We start from the raw sequence: 22,368 nt of genomic DNA, 5'->3' as shown, positions 1-22,368 counted from the left end.
AAACTTAAAGAGTTTTAAAACGCACTAATTGTAAACAAGTATCCTTTTTTTCCTGTCAAAAAAAAAACAAACCTACGGACCTATCTCTTGCCATCCTTGATTTTATCTTGCTTCTTTCCCTCAGCTCTGTAAACAAAACCAACAGTCATTTACTAAGGTAAATATTCCAGCATAACATCTTCTTGTCCCGACGCTGCATTTCCAGCATAATTTGGTGTTGCCAAAGACAGCCCGCCGCCGCTATTGGTAAAGACATACAGATTTCCCTGATCCAACCCGCCGTATGCACTGGCCAGATACTCCAATATAATCTCTGAATTTACAGAAACTGTGCGGATTTCATTTGTACCTGCTGAGAAAACACGAATCGATTTGGTGGGTATTTGGCGATACGAAGCTGTGTACATAATAATGTTAGAGCTCGGCTGATTAAAGCTCATTGTGACTACCCCATTCGATTCAGTAATGAATGACAGGTCAATATTATTTGGCGTGTTCATACCATTCGTTGAAAATCTTCCGACAGTTGCCAAATCTGTTAAAGAAACCATATAGGGATACTGGCTTTTATCCGCTGCTTCTTGAACTGCTTCTGCAGAAACATCTGTTGAAGCTGCTGTTGTTTCCTGAGAACTGCTGCTGGTTTCCTCTGTCGCTTTCTCTTTTTCTTCGAGCTTTCTTTCTTTTAAAAGTACAGCAAGCTTGTCCACAAACAAGCCAAATTCTTCTGCCTCTGCCTGTTTCTTCCTTTCCTGCTGAGGCAATTCAGAACATCCTGCAAGTAAAATGGTCAGACCAGCAACCAGTAAAATTTTCTTTTTCATCCCTTTTTCCAGCCTCTTCCTTTTATGTCTATAAAGCAATTCTTTTCTTTGTCCATTGTAGCATGCGGACAGAACACTTCTCAACATCATTTCTCTTAATTGAAAAGCTTGGTATACAGGAGGTTATTTAATCTGTATTAACTCATTTATAGTTGCAAAATCGCTTTTCGAGCGTATCAAACAAACTGAAAATCAAATAACCTGCCAGTCCAATCATCAGGATACCCGCAAACATTTCTTCATAATCCATCTTGGACCACGCGCTCAAAATCAGATAGCCCAATCCATAGACAGTGTTGTAATTTTCGGCGAAAAACAATGATGCCAGAGAAATTCCCGTACTTACCCTTAAACTTGCCAGCAGACCCGGCAGTAATGCCGGAAGAATCAGGAATCGAACAGTTTGGAGTCGGCTGCTGTTATAGTTGGACATCACCCGATAATAATTTTTCGGGATATTGTTAACACTGTCCCGAATAGAAACAGTAACCTGAATGGAAATAATTGCGACAATTAATAGGATCTTTGAAAGATTCCCCAAACCAAAAAAGATCATAAACACAGGTAAGAACGCAACCTTTGGCAAGGGATAAAGAAAATAAATCAAGGGACCAAATAAGAACGCTATCCACTTGCTTCGACTTAGTAAAATCCCTAAAGGAAGACCGATTATCAGAGAAAAAACAAGTGCTGCACCGATTCTTAAAACACTCGCCCCAGCATGAAGCAGAAGGTCAGTTTTCATCAACCAAGCTCTTTGGAATGTCCCTAAAGGAGCAGGGACCGCCCGATTCTCTGTTATAAATGTTAACAGCTGCCATAATAAAATGAGAGAAAGAAAACCAATAAAAAAGGAAACAATCTTTTGTTTTTTCATCAATGGCCTCCTTTCAGAATATTTCTAAGTAAAATACAAAATTTATAAAATTCGACTGATTCACGACGCTCATCAAAAGAAAATATTGGATTTTTGTAACTAAGCACAGAGCCGCCGCCCATGATCAAAATGGTTTCTCCCAGATACACTGCTTCTTCAATGTCATGTGTGACGGTAATCACTGTATTCTGCCGTTTTCTTTGCTCGGATAATATAAACTCCTGTGCTCGTTCCTTTGTTTCCTGATCCAAAGATGAGGTTGGTTCATCCAGCAGCAGAAAGTCAGGTTCTGTAATCAGCCCTCGGGCCATGGCAACCCGCTGCCGCTGACCACCGCTGAGTTCATCAGGAAACTTGGCTGACAACTCTGACAATTCCAGTTCCTCCAATAACTGACAAATTTTAGTTTGACAACTGTCTTTTTCCTCTTTCCGGATCTTCAGAGGCATTTCGACTGCCTGATAAACCGTTTGCCAAGGAAAAAGCTGTAAATCCTGAAAGACAATTTCCACTTGCCGTTGTGATGTTTGTTCATAACTGATCTTGCCGGAAACCGGCAGCTGAAATCCTTTCAGCAAAGCCAGCAGCGTACTTTTCCCTACCCCAGAACGTCCCAACAGCACGTAGGTTTTCCCTTTTTCAAAAGAAACGTTCATACCAGAAATAATATTTTTTTCTTCATAGCTGAAAGATACTTCTTCCAAATTGATTCTCATACCCCGACCTCCTTTTGTGCATAGTTACACAACTGTTTTTCACTGATTCTATGTTATACTGTTATCTGAATTATTTTGAAGAAAGTCAGGTGAAACTCCAGTGTTCAGAACACTTGTATTCCACGAAGTTCGCCCTCAGAAAGAACTGAACGGCCGGCAAAGACCCATTGCTGTCAGTGACGGTTACGAGGACTCCTTACCTTTACCGTTATTTGATAGTTTACCTCTTTTTGAAGAACAAATAAACTATCTGAAGGATGCGGGTTACCATTCATTAAGTATTGGCGAAGTTCAAGGCTTCTATGAAAAAAAACTTCTATTACCGGAAAAATCGGTTCTACTCACATTCGATGACTGCTATCAGTCGATGAAAGAATACGCCTATCCGGTCCTGAAAAAAGCTGGCTGGAAAGCCGCAGCATTTGTCGTCTCCGGCTGGCTATTTGACGAACCGTCTGCCTATGATCCAAACAGCTCCCGAGTATTGAGCACAGCAGAGTTGGAAGAGATGCGGGATGTTTTTGAGTACGTCAATCATACCAGTCATTTTCACCGGAGAAAAGGAACAACAATGTCCTCTGCTATGTGGGAAACAACGGAAGACTTTAAACAGGATTTGTACGACTGTAATCAGTTTGTTGATATCAAAGATGCGTTTGCCTATCCTTTTGGCTTGTATGACCAACGAACAATTGACACATTAAAAGAAATGAGCTTTAAACTGGCATTTACAACGAAGCCGGGGGTCAATACAAAAGACACCCATCCGTTGGAACTGCATCGGGATGTCATCCCTTATTCATTATCAATAGAACAATTTAAAAATTTGATGGAAGAGGTATAGGAATATGAAAAAAATTTTAGGAACAGCTACAGTTCTTTTATTCACTATGGCAGGCTTGGCAGCTTGCGGAAATAATACAAATGATTCAGAAAATTCAGCAGATAGTTCCACCGTGGAAAGTAAGGCAGCTGCGGTTACTGATCAAACCTTAAATATCGGTATTTTACCAGCTGAATCAGCCATTCCCATTATTTTAGCCAAAGAACAGGGCTTTTTTAACGAACTAGGATTAAATGTAGCAATCAAAGCCTTTACCGCACCAACAGACCGTAATGTTGCAATCCAGTCTAAAGAACTGGATGGAACGATCAGCGATGTCATGACCGAGGCAACGTTTAAAAAGAACGGAATTGATATGACTATTACATCAGATATTTTGGAAGACTTTAAAATTTTGGCTTCCCCAAAATCAGGTATTACTGAGATGAAAGAGCTAGATGGAAAAAAAGTTACCCTAGTTCCCAACTTTATTTTAGAATACATTATGGATGAGTTTGCTCATGAAGATGATTTCACCTATGAAGTAGTTGATATTCCCTCCTTCTCTGCCCGTTCTGAAGCACTTCTAAACAATCAGGTGGACGGCGCTGTTTATACAGAGCCACAGGCAAGCATGCTGGCACAAGAAGGCGCGATCGTTTTGGGCAGTTCTAAAGATCAAGGGATCAAGGGCGGCACTATTCAATTTATGGATTCCGTATTAGCTGATCGACCTCAAGATGTCGCTGCATTCTACAGAGCCTACAATCAGGCCATTGACTACATGAATGAGCATAAAGCTTCAGAATATGCAGATATTCTAACTAACTATCAATTTCCAAATGCAATGAGCAACTATCTGGATAATCAGACGGACAGCTATCCATATGCTCAGGCTGTTCCTGAAGATCAGTTTGAAACCATCATCACATGGACAAAAGAAAAAGGGCAAATAGATAAAGCATATACTTATGAAGAACTAACCGATTTTAGCTATTTGAGTAAATAGGTGTCTAAAGCAGTAACACAGGAGAGGATAGCAGGGTTTTGTGCTGAGCTCAATAAGTCTAACTTTTTGAGGCTACTATGTTCAAATTTCCTGCTATTCTTTTTTTAAGATGATCATACTTCATTCAATAAATTATTCTACTCAACCTTCATCGACAGCTTAAGTACAAATTGCTCCAGATAGCCGGCGCTTTCACTGCAATAACCTTTATGGAAGAGCGGACCCATTGTTTTCTTTTGAGTTCCCTTTTTTAAATTATATACAATCAAAACGCTCACAGTCTTTTGCAGAATTTTTGCAAAACAGCCAAAGCTGCATACAGGCGAGATACCATTCGAAGGCTTCGAAGAAAAGAATCAGATCATAGCCCACTAACTCGCTGATTTTTCTGATTCAATACTTTACTGTATTTTTACGGATAAACAGATATTCGTCGTATCGTTGAATATCACTTTTATCAGTGCATATTCACTCCCTTCACCATGCTTCTTTCCTCCATAAATTCAGCGCAACCTGCAAAATTTCGACAGACTGCTCATATTGAACAATAGAAGTTTTGAGGAATTTCACCATTTTAAAGTCCATTCATTATATCTTGATCCTTTTATGGCAACAATGACCAGTGCAGTTGTTTTATATGAAATCTGAAAAGTTGGAGAAACAAAAATTTTCTCTGCAAAAAAATCCCCCTAGAGGACACTCTTTTTCTAAGTGTCTACTCTATAGGGGACAGTTTACTTTTTATTTATATTCTTGAAATTGTTTATATTCTTCCACCATTTCTTCTTCTGACAGCTGCCCGTTTTTTACCAGCTCCTGCACATCATAGAATAACGGTAAAACCGGCAATTGCTGATATCCTCTGACAAATGCATGAGCAGCAATCTCACTTAGCTGACGTATCATTACTTTTCTCTTTCTGCCAAACAAGCCGGGAACTTCCAGAGGGGGTAATTGCTCGTATGCAAAACCACGCTCACTTTCCAGAAAATGAAACCATTCATGGACAAGCAGCAAATCCTCTACTTGCTTTTCGGTACTGCCCGTAGTATTTATCAATTCCTGAATGGCTGCGGCATACAAAAAAACTTTATGTCTACCTCTGTGATCATACTCAAACTCTGCCCGAACCATTCCACTTCCGATCTTTGCTGAAGTCTCAATATAGTGAATTTGAATAGCATGCGCGGTGTATAGCTCTCTGATTTCGTTATTCTCTATTTCGAGCGCACCCTTATATCCCAAATCCAATGCCCCAGAAATATACTCAAGAACAGCATCTTTAGGAATATATCTGAAAAACAGAGATTTTTTTAATTCCAAATAAGCTAGAAATTCGTCGCTCCAATCCATTCTTTTCTCCTCTTTTCAATAGGTTGTGTCTGAAAAGTTCAGCGGAATCCGAAATTTCCAGATATTTTTGTGAACGTCTAAATTTAACAAATAAAAGAGCTCGCTCATTTTAGCGTATTCATTTCTCTATAAACAACGGTTGGAAAAATGAAACTTATTCTCGTACACATACCATGATTCGTCTCCCCAGAAGTAAGAAAGGAAACTATTCAGCGATCTATTCCCTAATCATCGTTACTATTTTGTCAAACGAGGGAAGTTTCTATCAGCTATTCGCTGAAAGTTGATAATAACTTCCTATTCTTACTAAGTGATCTATTAAAATATTAGCTTTTTGAGGATGAATCATCCCCTTCCGCTAGAGGGTTCTATTAGATAGAAGGACTGGCAATGTGGTTCACAAGCGAATATTTATAACGAAGAATTCCATAGAAACAGCAAAATATTCACCGCTAGCGTTTTCAGTCATGTCCTAATAGGACTGGTTGGCTGCAATAATCAGCACATCTTCATTTGATTGAAAATCCGCCATTTCCACTTCAATCAGCATCATCAGCTGAGAAAAATCATTACTGGAAAAATCCATCATTCTCGGTCCCGCGCAGATATAGAAATCCGGTCTGATAATCAAATCTGATTTGTAGTTGGCCATCTCTTCCCATAAAAAGCTGATTGCATCCATATAATTGCTCATCGGGGTTTTAATGGTTTTCGCATGTCCACGCTGCATACGAATAAATCCTTTTCGGTCAATCACACGCACCGCATCTCCTGATTTAATTTTTGCACTGAAAACATAGAAGTGCTCACTTTGTTCAACGAGTTGAAGCTGTTCATCCCCTACTCTCAAATCCGTACCGGCAATTTCGTGTGCCTCTTCTTCGGTACAGGCTGAAAGAAGCTCAGTCGTCTGAACCTCTGTTGATCCAGTTGCAATCGCTGTAATTTTCTGTGTTTGAGGATCAATATCAATATGCACTTCTATGCTGTCTTCTGTTGCACCATTCTCAATGGCTTTATCCGCAGCTTCTCTTTTGATGGCATTAATGTCTTCCCGTGTCGGATTTGGAATCATTCGCTCCACAACATCCTGAACCATGGCCAAGGCCACGCCAATAGAGGATATTACTTCTGCATTCTCTGGAATTTGGTAGTTTAAACCCAGCTTTTCTGCGGTATAAATGATTAGTGAAGCGGCCCCGCCGCCGACACCTACAAGAGACATTTGATCTTTTTCCAGCTTATATTTCTCAGCCAATGACAGAATCACCGGCCGAATTTTAGCAAATGCCAATGCCAGTAATTCCTCTGCCATCTCTTCAATAGTTTTATTGACATAGTCCGCCAACGGCTGCATTGCTTTTCGAATTGACTCCTGATTTCCATAGGAAAAATGTTCCGGTTGAATCAGCCCCAACACATTGGCAGCATCTGTTGTGGTAATTGTAATTCTTTTGCCGTTTTTTAAACGAATCGCCGCATAATCTTTGGGATCGCCTTCTTTAGGAGAAAAGAATTCAAGCGTCGGCTCTTCAATTTCTTCCAGAGGCGTAAATGCGGCATAGTCCATTCCGCCAATATGCGCACTTCTCGGTCCAATATCAAGCAGTTTGTGCTGTTCTACCCGAACCATACTGCCTCCTGCCACTCCCAGTACCCGTACATCCAGAGAGCTGATATATGTATTTCTGCCGCCAATTTGCGAATAATCGATTGCAGGCCGTCCATCTTTAATCACTCCAATATTCGTGGATGTTCCGCCTACTTCAAAATAGATGCCGTTTGAAGCCCGCAAATACATCAGCGAGCCCATTACACTTGCAGCAGGCCCAGAAAGCATCGTTAATACCGGACGCTTTTTCATCTCGCCAACATCCATAACACCGCCGTCTCCCCGCATAATCATCAGGGGAACATCTACTCCTGCTTCCCTTACACTTTCTTCTGTACAGTTGGCTGTTTCCAGCATTTTGGGAAGAATAGAGCCGTTAATAACAGCTGTGCGGGTTCTTCTGGATAATCCATACAGCTTAGTCATTTCCGATGCCATTGTACAGGAAAAGCCCTGTTTTTCTGCAGCAGCCAGAATTTCCTGCTCCTTCGTTAAATCATCAACACCAAAGGCACTTGTCGCAACCAGCACATTTACCTTCTCAGACCTTAGCTCAGCCAATGCCTGATCAACTGCAGCTGCCGTGTATTCTTTTCCTGGAATATATCGACTGATAACTACTATTTTTCGCCCAGTTCCCAAATCAATATCTTTCACCTTCGTCTGCAGCTTTGCAAGAAAGCCTTCAATACCATTGCCCCCGGTTCCAATTACACCGACTGTTGCCACATCGCCTTCCAGCAATGCATTCGTTGCCTGTGTTGTACTGTGGGCAACAAAAACCACAGACTCCGGTGCAATCTCATACTCTTCCAGACATTTCAAAAATGCTGCAACAACACCGCCTGAAACGCCGCTTTCACTATCATGTGTTGTTTTTACAGAGGATTTGCCGATAATTTCTTTCGTCAGATTATCAATTGCAACTGCTTTAGTATGCGTTCCTCCGACATCTATTCCAATTCGTACCTTTCGTTCAGTCATTTTTTTCTCCTTTACATGCCGCCGTATAGTATAAATGTAGCTGCTTCCAGAATCAGACAAATAACCATTCCCGGAATAATCGCCGCTTTCATATAATCCTTTGGTTCCACATTACTGTATCCAAGCCCCCAGGCAATCCATGATGTTGTAATATCAAAATGACCCATTCCAATCATAATTGAAATGAATAGCGGATAAAGAAATGTGATTGGATAGGCAGCCGGATTTTGCGCAATCACTGCCAGCAAAGCCGCACCGCTTCCAATCAGACTCATGGGCCCTCTAAACCATGTCAGAGGTGCCAGAACAAAGAACAGCACGCACAGCCAAAAAGCAGAAGTGGGAATTAACCCGCCAATAATCGACTGGAAGTAAGGACCGGCAAATTTTGCAGCTGCATTGAACATAGACAGACACAACCAGAAGCCTACTAATGAAGAGGTATCTTTTACACCATCCGCATACAGCTTCGTTAAAAGCCTGCAGGCCGCCCGGAAGCCGCCTTTAAATTCTCCGCAAACCATTAAAGCAAAAAGACCCGCCAGAATGAAACACAGGATCATCGGCAATCTCAGAAAAATGACACCTACAACCGGTAAAAACGGTGTTAACAATGACAAATTAGGTGCATTGACAATTTGCGGTTCTTTGGAAACAGTCCATGTATAACGAGGATTCTTAATTTTCAGATAAATCACAGAAAAAACAGAAACAATCGAAATCATTACGACAAAGGCTAGAAATCCAAATGTGAAATACGTTGAATAATCATATTCAGTCATCGGAGCAATATCTGCAAAGAATGCCCGATACTGTGCATAGTTAATCGGGTTGATAAAAATTCCTGCAGCAACAGACCCGGTAAATGCAAACAAAGCAATTTCTTTCGGTATACCAATTGAAAAAAGGATTGGCAAAATAACAATGGCAATTGCCAGTACTGGACCTGCTCCGCTCATTGAAGTAAAAATTACCGCTGTAATAATATTCGTTAAAACCAGAATCACTGCTGAATTGTCACCGCCCAGTTCAACAGCTTTTCTGATAATTGTAGCTGCTATACCAGTGTCCAGCAGCACACGCCCAAACCAGGCGCCAAAGAATACATTTACCAAAATACCACCCCATGCTTCAGGTGCCTTCTGGTAAACAGCCTGAATCATCTCAAGCACCGGCGTAATTGAGCCTTCTGTCACAAAAATATCGATACTTGGTAAAATTGTCCAAAGGGCAGCCATCACAATAAAACCAACCATCAAATTGAATCCTTTAATCGAATAAACCACAAGTCCTATAAAAGATAAAAATAAAATAATGCCAATTACTTCCGTCATAAAGATTCATCATCCCCTCTTATTTCCACCTGCACCAATATATTGTTACTTAGTTCACAATACATTAGACTCCTTACTTCAGTATAACGGTTCTTTAAATAATTTAAAGCTGTTTTTAGACTTAAAGCTGAGACAATCAGAGAAAAATTCTCCTGCCTCAGCATTGTTATCTCTATTTATTCAATGATAATGTTTCCAGCATTTCCCGCAGGACAGCTACCGGTACTTGTCCTGGAGCAGAAGCCTGTGCTGCCGCACCAAATGTCATGGCTGAGCCAAATACTTCTCCAGTCAAACGACTGACCATCCCCAACTGCCCCATAGACATGGTCACAATCGGTCGATCTGCATACTTCGTTTTCATTTCATTTGTTGCTTCCAGCAGCGTTAATACATCCGCAGCGCTTTGCGGCATTACTGCAATTTTACAAATATCTGCATGTTTTTCCTGCATGGAATGAAGACGCTGAACGATCTCGCCTTTCTCCGGTGTTTTATCAAAGTCATGGTTGCACATAACAATTTTAATCCCTTTAGCGTGAGCCTGAGCAATAAGATGTTGAACTTTTTCGTGATCCATAAAAAGCTCAACATCCAATAAATCCAGCTGACCACTTTCAATCACGGTCTGGTAAACAGCGAAATAATCTTCGTCAGAAAATTCGCGCTCGCCACCTTCTTTTTTTGTTCGGAACGTTACCAGCAGCGGCTTCTCCTGAAGAACCTCAGCTACTTCTTTTGACAGCTCTGCAACTGCCTGAAAATCAGCCACATCTTCATAGAAATCAATTCGCCATTCCGCTAAATCACAATCCAGATTATTTAATCGCCTTGCTTCAGCTAAAACATCTGACTTTGTTTTACCAACAAGCGGTACAATAATTTTTGGTTTTCCTTCACCCAAAGTGGTATTTTTTACTTTAACCAGCTTCACCAGCAAGCCCTCCTTTTGTCTTTTCCGGCGTTGTGTCTATGACTTGTCTGTAGCGAATGAAAATAACGACAGCCAGGATAAAGCCGATTCCTGCAATAATCGTGTCAAACAGCATAATTCCGCGCGGGTTACTACTAGCAATTTTACCAGAAACAACCGGGATAACAAAGGAGGCAATGCTTCCAAATGTATAGAAAATACCAGTAATTGTTCCTTTACCAGCAGGGAACATTTCACCCATCACTGTTAAGCCAAGCTGCATGACGCCTCCGGCCGCAAAAAAGCCGACACTTACTGCTCCGATTTTCAAGACTGCCGGTGTTGGAAACAGCCACATTGCACCAATTGAAATAAACGAAGCCAACGTATACGGCAGGATCAGATTAACCGGACGAACCTTCGTCGCAACAACTGCTGTTACTGCCACACAGACCAATGACCCTGTAGAATAGTAGGAAACCAGAAGTTTTGCTGCATTTTCTGTCATTAACGCTACTTCCTGACCATACAGGGCAATATACTGACTAATCAAGTAAAATGTTGCCTGAGAAATAAATCCGTAGATAACAAAAGCCACTCCTTCAATCTGCATCTTAGGTTTGCTTTTAAAGTTTGTTGTCGGTACTTCCTCCCCAGCTTTTTCAGCAGCCTTTGTATCCTCATCCGGAAACGGCATTTTCAGCAAGAACAGACCGTTTAACACCAGCAGAACGATACAAACCATGAAGGACCAGCCGAACCATAACCCGCTTGTACCTAAAAAGGCAATAATAAATGGCAGTCCAAACTGACCAATTTGAACCGCTGCTTTAATCAGAACATTGGCTGTTCCGGCTGTTTTAGGAAAAGATTCCATTAATGCCGGATAAGTACCTGAATCCAGACAGGAATTAGCAATACCGGCTACAACCCCAAAGATCATTGCCAGCGGAACACTCGGACTGAATAAAATTCCTGCAAAGAACAGGATATAAACAAACATTCCCAAGTAGACAAACGGCTTACGTCCAAATTTATCTGACAGACGACCTGAAATTAAAATAGCAATTAAGCGTCCAATCCCCAACATTGCAACAACACTGGAAACCCCTTCTATATTCGTATTCCATTGTGATGCCAGTGCATCTTTGTTCTGCATGATAATTAAGACACCCATACCATGGATGATGTAATTGATATATAACCCAATTGCTGTCGGCATATACTTGTTTTTCATTGTTTTGCTCCTCATCTTTTATAATAGCTTATCGTTGTAAATTTGAGATACTCATTGAAATTGTATTAATTTATCTGGATTGTGTCTGAAAAATTTAATTTTCACTGTATTTCTCAGATCCTTTCCGCAAGGCAAACACTAGTCTTTAAATAACAATTCTTTGATATAGTCAACCGGCATTTCTTCCCCTGTAAACAGTTTAAACGCTTCTGCTCCCTGATAGAGCATCATACCTAACCCGTTGATAGTTTTCTTCGCTCCATTTTCTTTGGCAAATTTTAACAACTTTGTTTCTTTTGGAATATAGACAACATCGAATATCACAAGGTCCGGACGAATCACTTCAGGATCAGTAATCAGACTGACATCTTCCAACGGCTTCATGCCACAGCCGGTCGCATCAATATAAATGCTGCTTTCACTGATTGACTGCTTAAATGCAGCCTGATCAGATAAATCTGTCAATGTAGCTTTACAGTCTGTTTTACTGTTGATTTTTTCCACTGTTTCTTCAGCTGCTTTAAACTGCTGATCATTGATATTAAAAATTCTCAGCTCTTTTACGCCATCTAATGCAGCCTGAATGGCAATAGCAGTTCCGGCGCCTCCAGCTCCCGTCATGGTAACAATTTGATCTTTGACTTCCACACCTTCTTCTTTCAACGCCCTCATTGCACCGGTTCCATCAGTCACATGACCAACCAAATGCCCTTTGCCGTCCAGATTTGTTACCGTGTTAACCGCTCCAACTAATTCAGCAGCTGGTGATAACTCATCAAGATAAGGAATAATCGCCTGTTTATTCGGCATTGATACGTTTGATCCGCGAATCCCCAAAGCTCTCAGTCCCTGTACTGCATCCGCCAGCTCTTTATTGCCGACTTCAAATGCCAGATAAGCATAATCCAAGCCAAGCTTCGCAAACGCCTCATTGTGCATCGTCGGTGAAAGACTATGGCGAATCGGTGTTGCCATTAAACCAATTAATAACGTGTGTCCATCCAATCGTTCTGTCATTTTTTAGATTCCTCGCTTTTATAATTTTTGCAGACTTTTTGTCTGTTCATACAATTGCTTCTGTGTTCTCGTTGTTTCCAATACTTCCAGTGTTTTCAGAACATCCCTGGCTTCTCTGGTTCCTTCCATGATTCTTCGAGCTGTTTTACTGTCCCCAATATTCAACAAAACTGTGCCATTTTCACGTGCATAGCAATCCAGTTCACGAATCAACGGTGCCTCTGCTCTCATACCGAGACAGACAAAGCCCAAATCAAACGAAAGCTCTGCCGTTTTGCCGTCCGTCTCCACAGTAAAGCTTGATTCATTGACTTCCATCAGCTTGGTGGACACGTAAGCTTCTACCCCATATTCTTCGACAATCTCCATCATTGCCAGCTTCGTAATTACATCCAAATCTTTTCCAAGCTCTGTCTGCATTTCCACGATACTGACTTTTTTTGCTCCCCGTTCAGCATAGTATTCTACGACATCCAAGCCAACTGCTCCACCGCCGATAACCACCACTTCTTTTCCTTCAAACTCCTGAAAATCATCCATGTTGTTCAAGATATCAAAAATGGAAAAAATCTTTCTATTTTTATTTTCAAGCTGTTCATGCAAACCTTTAATCGGCGGTAATAATGGTTTTGCTCCTGTAGCATTTACAATGACATCCGGACTCATTGCTTCGATTTCTTTCAATCCAGCTTGGTGGTTTAGGTGAATGGACAGATTATCCAGCTCTTTACAGCGGTTTATCTGATACGTAATAAAATCATCTATTCGTTTCTTGTCAGGGAAGCGGGCAATTTCATGCCCCAGTCCGCCCAGATAGTCCTTCTGTTCAAATAATTCCACAGAAACCCCTACTTCAGCTGCAGTTGCAGCTGCTTCAAGTCCTGCTGTTCCTCCGCCGATAACCACCATTTTTGTTGGATGCAGAACCAGCTTCATTTTGTAGCTATCTTCATAATGCAGATCAGGATTCACCGTACAGCGAATCGGTCTGGCTTTTGAAATTCTGTGATCTGCACAACCGATATTACAGGAAATACATTTTCTCAATAAATGTTCCTGTCCATTCGCTACTTTATTCACCCAGCTTGGTTCAGCAATCAGTCCCCGTCCCATTGCGAGCAGATCCGCTTCCCCATTTTCCAGAATTTCTGCAGCCCGTTTCGGACTTCTAATATTTCCAGAAGTGACAATCACTTTATCCGGATATTTTCCTTTCACTTCTTTTGCCATATATGAGCGCCAGCCGTCCGGCAAATTCATTTTATCAATTTGATACTGCAAATTGTCGTTTAACGCAGCAGATACATTTAAAATATCGACTTCCTCAGCGAAATAATCAAGAATCTGCAGACTTTCTTCCAGCGTATTGCTCCCTTCTAAAAGTTCATCTGCACTAATTCTCAGTGAAATTGGAAAAAATGGTCCAACTGCTTTGCGAATTGCTTCAACAACCAACTTTGTAAATCTCGCTCTGTTTTCTGTGCTTCCGCCAAATTGATCTGTTCTCTTGTTATACACCGGAGACAGGAACTGACTTAACAAATAGGAATGACCTGCATGAATCTCCACACAATCAAAGCCGGCACGCTGTGCACGTTGCGCGCCATCTGCATAACGATCAATGATTTGATAGATTTCCTCCTCTTTCAGTGGACGAGGAATTGGATTGCCTTTTTTAGAAGGAATGTCTGAAGCCGATACGGGCTGTTCTCCTTCCAGCCTCAATCCATAAGCTGAAGCTCCTGCATGATTTATTTGAACCGAAGTACAGGCACCATATGCATGCATCTTTTCATTAAAATGCCATAAGCCTGATATGTACTGATCATTATCCATTCTCAATTGTCTGGCACCATTTGTTCCCAGCGGAAAATCAATACAGACATTTTCCAATGTAATCAATCCAGTTCCGCCTTTGGCACGCTGTTCATAGTAAGAAACATGCTGCATACTGAATGTTCCATCCATATTTGCGAAATTTGTTCCCATTGGCGGCATAATAACCCTATTTTTTAGTGTCATTCGTTTCACTGTCAACGGTTCAAAAATTGCTTGATATTTATCCATGATTGCCTCCTGTTTCCTTTTCAATTGTTAAGTTATTCACAATTACAGTTTATGAAAAAATACCGATAAATTCCAATGAAACTTTTTAGGGTAATCCATAAATATTATTTATAAATACTTTTTTAATAGCTTAAAGAAATATATTAATAGCTTATGGAGAAAAAAATCTGATGAATATTCTCTAAAAAAAGAAAACTTTCAAAAAAATAGTTCATTAAAAAAACAGAACATCTCTTTGACGGCAAATAGGCTTGCTGTAACTATCTATTCGTGATATTTTTAATTTAATAATGAAAGGCCAACTCTAATCTCTATTCGTAAAATAAATGGGTTTCAAAAAAATTTATACTTATTTATTCTCATATAGAAACAACCAGTCATATGACAGTTTAATAAACACGCAGTTGAATCCAGATTGGAGATACAAAAATTAAGCAGAGAGAAGCTGACCAGCTGAAAAATATTATTTTTATAGGCAGACCTACGGGCGTTGGGAAGTCGACAACGGCAAAGCAGTCAGCGAAACTCCTTCCCCACAGTGTTTTTCTAGACGGATACTGGTATTGAAACATGCATCCATTTGTAGTAAATGAGGGAAATAAAAAGATTGTTGTAAGCAATATCGGCTTCCTTCTCAATTCTTTTATTGCTAATTCAACGATTGAAAACATTGTGTTCTGCTGAGTAATGAACAGACAGGAGATTCTTGATGAAATAAAAGAAAGACTATTTCTGGATGATCATCGTTTTTTTAGTTTTTCGCTTATTTGCACTGAAGAAGAATTGACCAGAAAGATTTCAAAGACTATCGAACAGAGAACCCGCAGCGAATCCGCTTTACCAAACGCAGTTGCACGTCTGCCGTTATACAATGAACTGACAACTGTTTTAATTGATACCACGGGAAAATCAGTCGCTGAAGTGGTTTATACTGTCACCAAAGAAATTTCTCCAACTACTAACAATTAAAGAAATTTAATCTATCTTTATTACAAGCGGATAGCTATAACAGATAGTAAGACTTTCTATCAAAATAATGCATAATTTCGTGATTATTGATAAGATGGAAGTCGAGACAAAAGCAATCAGCTCCAAGAATTAAGACGGAATATCCGAAAATTGTCAAGGAACACCATTCATAAAATGAATAGCTGAGAATGGATACACTGCACTGCGCTTTAATCCCATCAACTTCTACGTAGAAAACATACGAGAGTTGACAGGCTTCACCAGGATTACTTTAGCAGAGTAGATGACGTCCTGTTACCTACTCGGTGAAGGATCTGCCTCATGTTTTCAGGATCGTTCGGCTTAATTCCGAAAGAACTGCTCCTGCGATTACTCGTCGCAAAAAGAATTTTTGCTTTTGTATCACCGTTTATTCGGAGATAGGTACGAAGAGAGTTTGAAACTTTATTTCTGTCCCACTATCATTTCTGACTAAAAATTAGTACAGATAAATAAAAATATATAAGTGAATGAAATTCGAAAGGAGTCTCCTATGAATCTTAGGCAGTTGGAATTTTTTAAAATGCTGGCGGATACAGAGCATATGACTCAGGCAGCCAAGCTGCTAAATACCACACAGCCTAATTTAAGTCATGCCATGTCCGAATTGGAAAAAGAGCTGGAAGCACAGCTGTTTGAAAAAATCGGGCGAAATATTCAGCTGACGAAATATGGAAAGTTTTTTTACAAGTATGTCAATACGGCTTTAAGTGAACTATCAAAGGGTGAACGAGCATTGAAAGATTTGGTCAGTCCAGATAAGGGCCTGATTGATTTTGGCTTTATCTATACAGCCGGTTCGTTTCTTGCTCCAATGCTCTTGAAGGAATTTTCTGCCAGAGAAGGAAATAGTCAGATTCGATTTAATTTATTTCAGGGAAATTCCTCTGATATGATGGATCTCCTGCTGCGAGAAGAAGTCGATCTGGCCATTACATCAAAACTAAAAGAAGACAAACAGCTTCATTATGATATTTTAACCGAGGATGAAGTGGTGCTGATTGTGCCGCCAAATCATCCTCTGGCTCAATACGACCAGATTTCGTTAAAAGAAACAGCTGGATACCCATTTGTCTACTTCAATAAGCGAAGCGGACTTCGACCGTACATTGATAAAATTTTGAGCACATCAAATGTCGAACCCGAAATTGTCTGTGAAGTAGAGGAAGACCACTCGATGCTTGGCTTTGTTGCCCATGGCTTTGGCATCGCATTGATGCCCAGCATCCCTTCCATTTCTTCTTATCAGGTAAAAGCAATACGTCTAATTGACAATTCTCAGCCAAGATATATTTATCTGGCAACAAAAAAAGAGCATTTTCTGTCGCCGGCAGCAATTCGCTTTAAAGAGTTTATCCTCCTTTTTACCCAAGGATATTTCAATGATTTTGAACATTAAAAAAAGGACAATAGGTTGAGCTTGCTTTATTCGTCCGCTCAACTCATTGTCTTATTTATTCGTCTGAAACAATCAAAAATATTTGCTAAATACTCTTAATAAAAGAATAACTGGATTTTTCAAATACTGCCTTTTCTTCATAAAACCGATGTGCTTCCACTCTCTGCAATCCTGAAGATAATGTGGTTTAGTTATAACCATCTGCCTTGGTAATTTCTTCGAGCTGTTTCAAAACATCTGTTCCAACGCCGCCGGAACATTCATTCTCGTCTACAACCAGATTACAAATCCATAGACAACGGTCATAAGTGTCTGCCTGTTCATCACACCACAACAGGCAACAGTCTCCCTATTGTCGGAGCGATGAGCATAGAGCTGATAGTCTCCCTCCTTCTGACACTCTCTGACTTTTTTTAGATACGCTTGTTCAGATAAATGAGTTCTTAATTGTTTCATTACCGGATAAGCCTCAAGAATCTGTTTATCACTCAAACACAATTCCATAACAGACACCTCATTTTTTTGCTTTTCATTATTTGATTTGTCAAATTAAGCTAGACAACTAAACTAAGTCATTTGTGCATTTTACAATACTTTTAGATTGAGTGTAAATCAAGCCTTCCAAAAATCTTTCTTGCCGTACGACCATCGTCAACATTGATAAAATTGTACTTTCGGTCATCTCTGACAATTCAACTTCCTTAAACTGGTTCATAGCTTATTCCCAAATTCTAAAAATATTCCAGATAATTCATATCCATACATCCATTGTTAGAAAAATCCATTAAGAAATTACTAGCTACTTCTGAAAAAACAAAATGTGATAGTCCCTGATCCGATTTATCTTTTTTCCAGTCCCATTTGATAATGGTCTGCTCATTCTTCGCTTGGCAGTGAAAGTAGAACTGGTCTTTGATGAAAACTTTTTGAAAATGATTCTCTTTAAAAGAAAGATTAGGGGCTAGAATATCTAGGAAGCCTTTGGTATGATCAGATAGAGCCATCTTGAGAAACTCCTTTAGATTGATTTTGGTCGACTTTAATTCTAACGGGGTTCAAGGTGTCTTTCCTGTTTTTTTCAAAAAAAGTGCCAGTAAATGTAACCTCACCAACACTAGATATTATAGAGTCTGAAAATGTCATCAAGTGTAAAATATCAACACCCAAAAATACGTTTAAAAGCTTCGTAAAATGAACTTTTAAACGTATTTTTATTATTGTACAGGCGCTGCAAACTTTTCCTAATTAAGACAGAAATAAATTTCTAGAGAAAACCGGAATGCAACATTAGTGTAAATAAACAGAACAAGATAATTTGCAAGCTGAGACCACCAGTATTGAACACATGTTACACTGGCATTTATAATAATCAGATTACTCCAGTATTCTTTATACATTACAATGATATAAACACGCCTTTTGGACAAAAATATATCCATTGCAGGATAGGAATAGATAGTTAGTCTTTTCATGTTAATTGAACCCGGAGAATCATTTTTTGCTGATCTTACCAGATTTCTTTTGTTTCATCCGTTGAAGTTTTTCTTTTCTCTCGGATTTCTTATTTTGATTAACTTTCTCCTTATTCACTCTTCGTACAATATAAAATATCCCAAAACTAGTCAATAAGATAACCACAAATATCAGAACTACCAATTGCCAATCGAAGCCTTGCTTCCCTCTATTGGTCAATCCTTCATTAGCATTTTTGGCTTCTTCATCTGTGATTGTAAATGGTTGATCCCACGACCACTCATGCTCACCAGATACAGCTAAAACATGGGCTTCATAATCCCCCGCTACCAGCTTGCTTCCGACTGGAACAGGGAAGCTCATCTGATTGTTCGGCCCCATCTGCAGATCACTCCTCTTGGTCTCATACAGCACTGCTGCTTTGCCTGCCTGAGTAATCGTCACTTCCAAAACTAAATCCCCCAAATACGCTGCCTCTATATTTGAGAGGTTCACAAACAACACACCCTCACCATTCTTCGTACCCGCAACTACAGTATTCAATACTAGTTTCGGATATACTTCCGTATCCGTTTCTGTCAGTAGTACTCCGATCAAAAAGGCATACTCGTTGATGACTCCAGTCTGTTTAGAGCGTTTCTTTTCATCCACCGTTTCCTTTAGCTGAATTCCGCCCGAGATCACCCCATCATAGGACTTAGCCGGCATCTGGATTGTTAGGGAAAGCTTCTCTGTTCCTTTGGCCGGTACCTTGATGGTTTCAGGCCCGCTCACTATCTCTTCAAACGCATAACGCAGTGACGCATCCTGTTCAATGCCTGTTGGACCGTTTTCAATCACCCCGTTACTGTTGGTAGTCGTACCGTTCAAAGACACTTCAATTGTTTGGTCTTTATCCGTCAGATTTCTTAACTCCACTTCGATTGTCTGTTTCTGTTTTGGTTTCATCCGCAAATCAAAATACCCTACCTGGCTTCGCTGATTCTCTGGATGAATAACTTTATAGGTAAAACCGATCGGGTTTTCTATAGTGCTTCCTTCTGTCTCTACACCATAGACTGTCACGCTGCTGTACAGACAAAACAGAAGACTCATTATGTATAATAAAGGAATGCTTTTCTTTCCCTGAACCATTTCTGCCTCTCCTTCCGCTTCCGCAGCACCGACTGATCGCTTCGAACAACCGATGCTCAACGAACTGATTTTGCTTGTTTCATTGATTCTCTCCAAGTACAGTCTGCTACTGCAGTCTTTCTTCAAAGTCAGCTTTACGCCACCATACTAGCAGACCTATTCCCGTCAACAAACTAATCCCCAAACTAATCTTCTGAATCCAGGTTCCCTGATACCACAGCGTTAATTCGCCTCTGCCATTGACTTCCACCTCCGCAAACCCATGCATGGACGTCCCCTTGTATGTTCCGGCATTACGAACCTTACTGTACATGCCTGTTCCGCTGACCGTATAGCCCTTATATAATAGAACCGGAAAAATAAGACGAACAGGTTCGCTAGTCTCATAGCTCAGTGAAAAAATATTGTTTTCCCGAGACATCTGACTAACTGCTGCAGCCCCTTCCGGTTCTGAAATTAATGTGGTCGGAGTCATCCAGCTTTCCATCCCCGCCGGCAGAAATTCTCTGCCGGAGCCGGTCTCATACTCACCGCTCATTTGCTCAAAGGATTCATAGGGGACCAGTCGGGTGTCAGAAGCTCTCATCTGAAGCTGCATCTGTAGACTGCTTCCCAGCAGCCACAGGCTGAGGACTAGAAAAAAACTCCGTCGATACATTGGCTTAGAAAACAGCTTCAACAGACCATCTGCCACTACCCAGCTAAAACACAGGCTGACAAGTAAAAAGTACCGCCAGGGAAACTGCAGCACATTGAAAAAGGTCCCGTCAAACAAGTGATGGGGAAACAAGTTCGTCGCTAAAAACAGAAACACAGTACCCAGCTCCGCCAACTGTCGATTAAATGTATCCAGCCGCCAATACAACATAAGGCTGACCACCAGCACCACAAACACCCAGATCCCCAGATTATTATACCTCAAGTTGCTCACAGCACCTGCCCAGTACTCTTCCAGACTTTCTGCCGTGTGCGACAGGTAAAATATAGGTTCCTCTGCAACCCGCAACTTCTGATAGACTAGCTGTTCCACCATCGGCGCCCAGCCAGCCATCGTCAATAATAGCGTACAGCCAGCTGCCTTCGCCAAAGACCAAAGTCGTCGGGGAGCACGAATCAGATTCCCTACATTGCGCAAACAAAACAGAGCAAGAAACAAACAGGCTATCAAAGTGGATAACAGGTGCCCGTAAAACAATCCTGTCATACCGGCAGTCAGCCAGAACCAGCGGTTCTGATCCCCGCACACCACCTGATACCCACCTACCAAAATCAGCGGGAAGACCATAAAAGCCAATACTTCTCCCAGTGCAGCTCGATATAGAACATCTGTCAGCCGATAGGTAGACAGACCATAGACCACCGCAAACAAACAGGCCCCTGTTCGCTGTGTCGGACGCAGCTGCAGAAAGCTTTGATAGGCAATCACAAATGTCGCCAGACTTACCAGATACAAATAGAGACTGTAGCTCTGTACTAGAGAAAGTCCCCCTATCCGCAGCAACGCCGCTGGATATAGAAAGAAATCCGGATAAAAAATACCTGTCGCATACCCCATACCGCCGGTGATAAAGTAATTGATTTTCGGCAGCCAATCCCCTTGTCCCAACGATTGAGCCAGGCCTTCGATCCGACCCAGATGAAAATTCAAGTCATCTCCAAAAAAGAGACGTCCATCTATCCTCAGTGCACCAAACAGTGACACGGCAGCCAATATCGCAAAAATCAGATAAGGAAATAGCAGGCGCCGACGTGCCGGCCATTCGTTGGCTTTGTTCATGGTCTTCTGTTCATTCATTGATACACTCCTCTTTTTCTATCTCGCTTTTCCTCTTCTAAGCTTATACTCGATAATCGTACGTTGCTCCTGATATCTTATAGGGATAACCCGTACTGTCAAATTCCACTATCAGTCCCTTGCCAAATGTCTTGGCTTCTTTGCCTTTCAGATAATCTGCATAAAGCGTCACCGATTGATTTGCCATTTCCTCTGGTGTTTTCACTGTGGCTTCAAACTCCCTCATTCGCTGATCCAAATCCTGTATTTGCAGAATCTCACCCAGTTGTCGGATTAAAGTCAAAAACTCCTTACCCTGATAGCTCTTCTCTCCTGTCCAGTTAAAAATATCAATTTTCTGCCCAGACAGTTTAACTTTTTTCAGCTCCGGTAGATACTGATACACAGCTGTTACAGTTCCATACGCCACATAGGTCCCTTCACTGTTTGAAAAGGTATCCGTTACACTGAGCTTCAATTGTTTATCTGTTGTCGACAGCTGAAGCTCCCCCAGTTCTGACTCCACACCCTCTTGGGCAAACTCTTCTTCTATCGATGCCCGCAGTGCATCAAACGATGGCAGCACCGACAGACCAAACTTGTCTGTCAACTCTGTTTTGATGGTTTCCTCTGAATCGGCGTAGTTGTAAGACCCAAATGCACGGGTCTGGTCCCCCCACCAGGTAAATGCAGCTTCCTCTTTTGGCAAAGAGACTTCTGCTGTCGATGGGTTCGATGTACAACCGCTAAGTCCCAGACTCACCCAGCCAATCACTACTATTGATAGCCAATGTTTCATTTATCTTTCTCCTTC

General features: G+C 40.9%; 20 protein-coding genes. 4 read left to right on the top strand and 16 right to left on the bottom strand.

Going from position 1 to position 22,368, the window contains the following annotated elements:
- Positions 1-152: 152 nt before the first annotated feature.
- The 3 genes from LI954_RS00405 to LI954_RS00395 all read right to left on the bottom strand — a co-directional run bounded on the left by LI954_RS00405 (position 153) and on the right by LI954_RS00395 (position 2,417).
- Entirely contained in the window at positions 153-824 is a 672-nt protein-coding gene (locus LI954_RS00405) for a hypothetical protein (RefSeq protein WP_229443185.1), read from the bottom strand.
- A 142-nt stretch (positions 825-966) separates the two neighbouring features.
- Complete coding sequence (locus tag LI954_RS00400) at positions 967-1,701, bottom strand: ABC transporter permease (protein ID WP_229443184.1); 735 nt, start codon at positions 1,699-1,701, stop codon at positions 967-969.
- Entirely contained in the window at positions 1,701-2,417 is a 717-nt protein-coding gene (locus LI954_RS00395) for an ABC transporter ATP-binding protein (protein ID WP_229443182.1), read from the bottom strand. Before LI954_RS00395 ends, LI954_RS00400 begins: the two co-directional genes overlap by 1 nt.
- 100 nt (positions 2,418-2,517) lie before the next feature.
- Between LI954_RS00395 and LI954_RS00390 the strand changes: the two genes are divergently transcribed.
- Together LI954_RS00390 and LI954_RS00385 are read left to right on the top strand one after the other, a co-directional pair.
- Positions 2,518-3,261 (top strand): polysaccharide deacetylase family protein, encoded by a 744-nt coding sequence (locus LI954_RS00390; RefSeq protein WP_229443180.1) that lies wholly within the window; start codon positions 2,518-2,520, stop codon positions 3,259-3,261.
- Positions 3,262-3,265: 4 nt separating this feature from the next.
- Complete coding sequence (locus tag LI954_RS00385) at positions 3,266-4,249, top strand: ABC transporter substrate-binding protein (RefSeq protein ID WP_229443179.1); 984 nt, start codon at positions 3,266-3,268, stop codon at positions 4,247-4,249.
- 741 nt (positions 4,250-4,990) lie between these two features.
- On the opposite strand, the gene LI954_RS00380 is transcribed toward LI954_RS00385, so the two are convergent.
- From LI954_RS00380 to LI954_RS00350, 7 genes are all read right to left on the bottom strand, one after another.
- Positions 4,991-5,602 carry a hypothetical protein gene (locus LI954_RS00380; RefSeq protein WP_229443178.1) on the bottom strand — a complete coding sequence of 204 codons (612 nt, stop codon included), beginning with the start codon at positions 5,600-5,602 and terminating at the stop codon, positions 4,991-4,993.
- Positions 5,603-6,074: 472 nt separating this feature from the next.
- Positions 6,075-8,198, bottom strand: a complete 2,124-nt coding sequence (locus LI954_RS00375; RefSeq protein WP_229443177.1) for a hydantoinase/oxoprolinase family protein — start codon at positions 8,196-8,198, stop codon at positions 6,075-6,077.
- An 11-nt stretch (positions 8,199-8,209) separates the two neighbouring features.
- On the bottom strand, positions 8,210-9,532 hold the full coding sequence (locus tag LI954_RS00370; protein WP_229442102.1) for a citrate transporter: 1,323 nt from the start codon (positions 9,530-9,532) through the stop codon (positions 8,210-8,212).
- 172 nt (positions 9,533-9,704) lie between these two features.
- A complete protein-coding gene (gene aroD / locus LI954_RS00365) occupies positions 9,705-10,466 on the bottom strand; it encodes a type I 3-dehydroquinate dehydratase (RefSeq protein WP_229443176.1) in 762 nt (253 codons plus the stop codon).
- On the bottom strand, positions 10,453-11,682 hold the full coding sequence (locus tag LI954_RS00360; RefSeq protein WP_202067036.1) for an MFS transporter: 1,230 nt from the start codon (positions 11,680-11,682) through the stop codon (positions 10,453-10,455). The genes aroD and LI954_RS00360 overlap by 14 nt, the downstream gene beginning before the upstream one ends.
- Positions 11,683-11,820: 138 nt before the next feature.
- Positions 11,821-12,699: a shikimate dehydrogenase gene (locus LI954_RS00355; protein WP_229443175.1), complete on the bottom strand. Its 879-nt coding sequence runs from the start codon at positions 12,697-12,699 to the stop codon at positions 11,821-11,823.
- A gap of 18 nt (positions 12,700-12,717) precedes the next feature.
- Positions 12,718-14,766, bottom strand: coding sequence for an FAD-dependent oxidoreductase (locus LI954_RS00350; protein ID WP_229443174.1), 2,049 nt, complete (start codon positions 14,764-14,766; stop codon positions 12,718-12,720).
- Positions 14,767-15,453: 687 nt separating this feature from the next.
- On the opposite strand from LI954_RS00350, the gene LI954_RS00345 reads away from it, so the two are divergent.
- Positions 15,454-15,735 carry a hypothetical protein gene (locus tag LI954_RS00345; RefSeq protein WP_202067039.1) on the top strand — a complete coding sequence of 94 codons (282 nt, stop codon included), beginning with the start codon at positions 15,454-15,456 and terminating at the stop codon, positions 15,733-15,735.
- A gap of 532 nt (positions 15,736-16,267) precedes the next feature.
- A complete protein-coding gene (locus LI954_RS00340) occupies positions 16,268-17,173 on the top strand; it encodes a LysR family transcriptional regulator (protein ID WP_202067040.1) in 906 nt (301 codons plus the stop codon).
- 270 nt (positions 17,174-17,443) lie between these two features.
- Here the strand turns inward: LI954_RS00340 and LI954_RS00335 are convergent, their stop codons facing one another.
- The 6 genes from LI954_RS00335 to LI954_RS00315 form a co-directional block, all read right to left on the bottom strand.
- A complete protein-coding gene (locus LI954_RS00335; RefSeq protein ID WP_229443173.1) occupies positions 17,444-17,677 on the bottom strand; it encodes a hypothetical protein in 234 nt (77 codons plus the stop codon).
- A 58-nt stretch (positions 17,678-17,735) separates the two neighbouring features.
- Positions 17,736-17,855 (bottom strand): hypothetical protein, encoded by a 120-nt coding sequence (locus LI954_RS16265; RefSeq protein ID WP_420705963.1) that lies wholly within the window; start codon positions 17,853-17,855, stop codon positions 17,736-17,738.
- A gap of 49 nt (positions 17,856-17,904) precedes the next feature.
- Complete coding sequence (locus LI954_RS00330) at positions 17,905-18,177, bottom strand: hypothetical protein (protein ID WP_202067042.1); 273 nt, start codon at positions 18,175-18,177, stop codon at positions 17,905-17,907.
- Between the two features lie 487 nt (positions 18,178-18,664).
- Positions 18,665-19,876 carry a DUF916 and DUF3324 domain-containing protein gene (locus tag LI954_RS00325; protein WP_202067043.1) on the bottom strand — a complete coding sequence of 404 codons (1,212 nt, stop codon included), beginning with the start codon at positions 19,874-19,876 and terminating at the stop codon, positions 18,665-18,667.
- A 10-nt stretch (positions 19,877-19,886) separates the two neighbouring features.
- A complete protein-coding gene (locus tag LI954_RS00320; protein ID WP_229443172.1) occupies positions 19,887-21,575 on the bottom strand; it encodes a hypothetical protein in 1,689 nt (562 codons plus the stop codon).
- Between the two features lie 43 nt (positions 21,576-21,618).
- Positions 21,619-22,353 (bottom strand): hypothetical protein, encoded by a 735-nt coding sequence (locus LI954_RS00315; RefSeq protein ID WP_202067045.1) that lies wholly within the window; start codon positions 22,351-22,353, stop codon positions 21,619-21,621.
- Positions 22,354-22,368 lie beyond the last annotated feature (15 nt).

Source organism: Enterococcus sp. CWB-B31 (assembly GCF_020567645.1).
In the GTDB taxonomy this organism is placed as follows: Bacteria; Bacillota; Bacilli; order Lactobacillales; family Enterococcaceae; genus Enterococcus_L.
The sequence above is the reverse complement of the archived record's forward strand: the minus strand, read 5'-3'. Positions and strand labels throughout refer to the sequence as shown.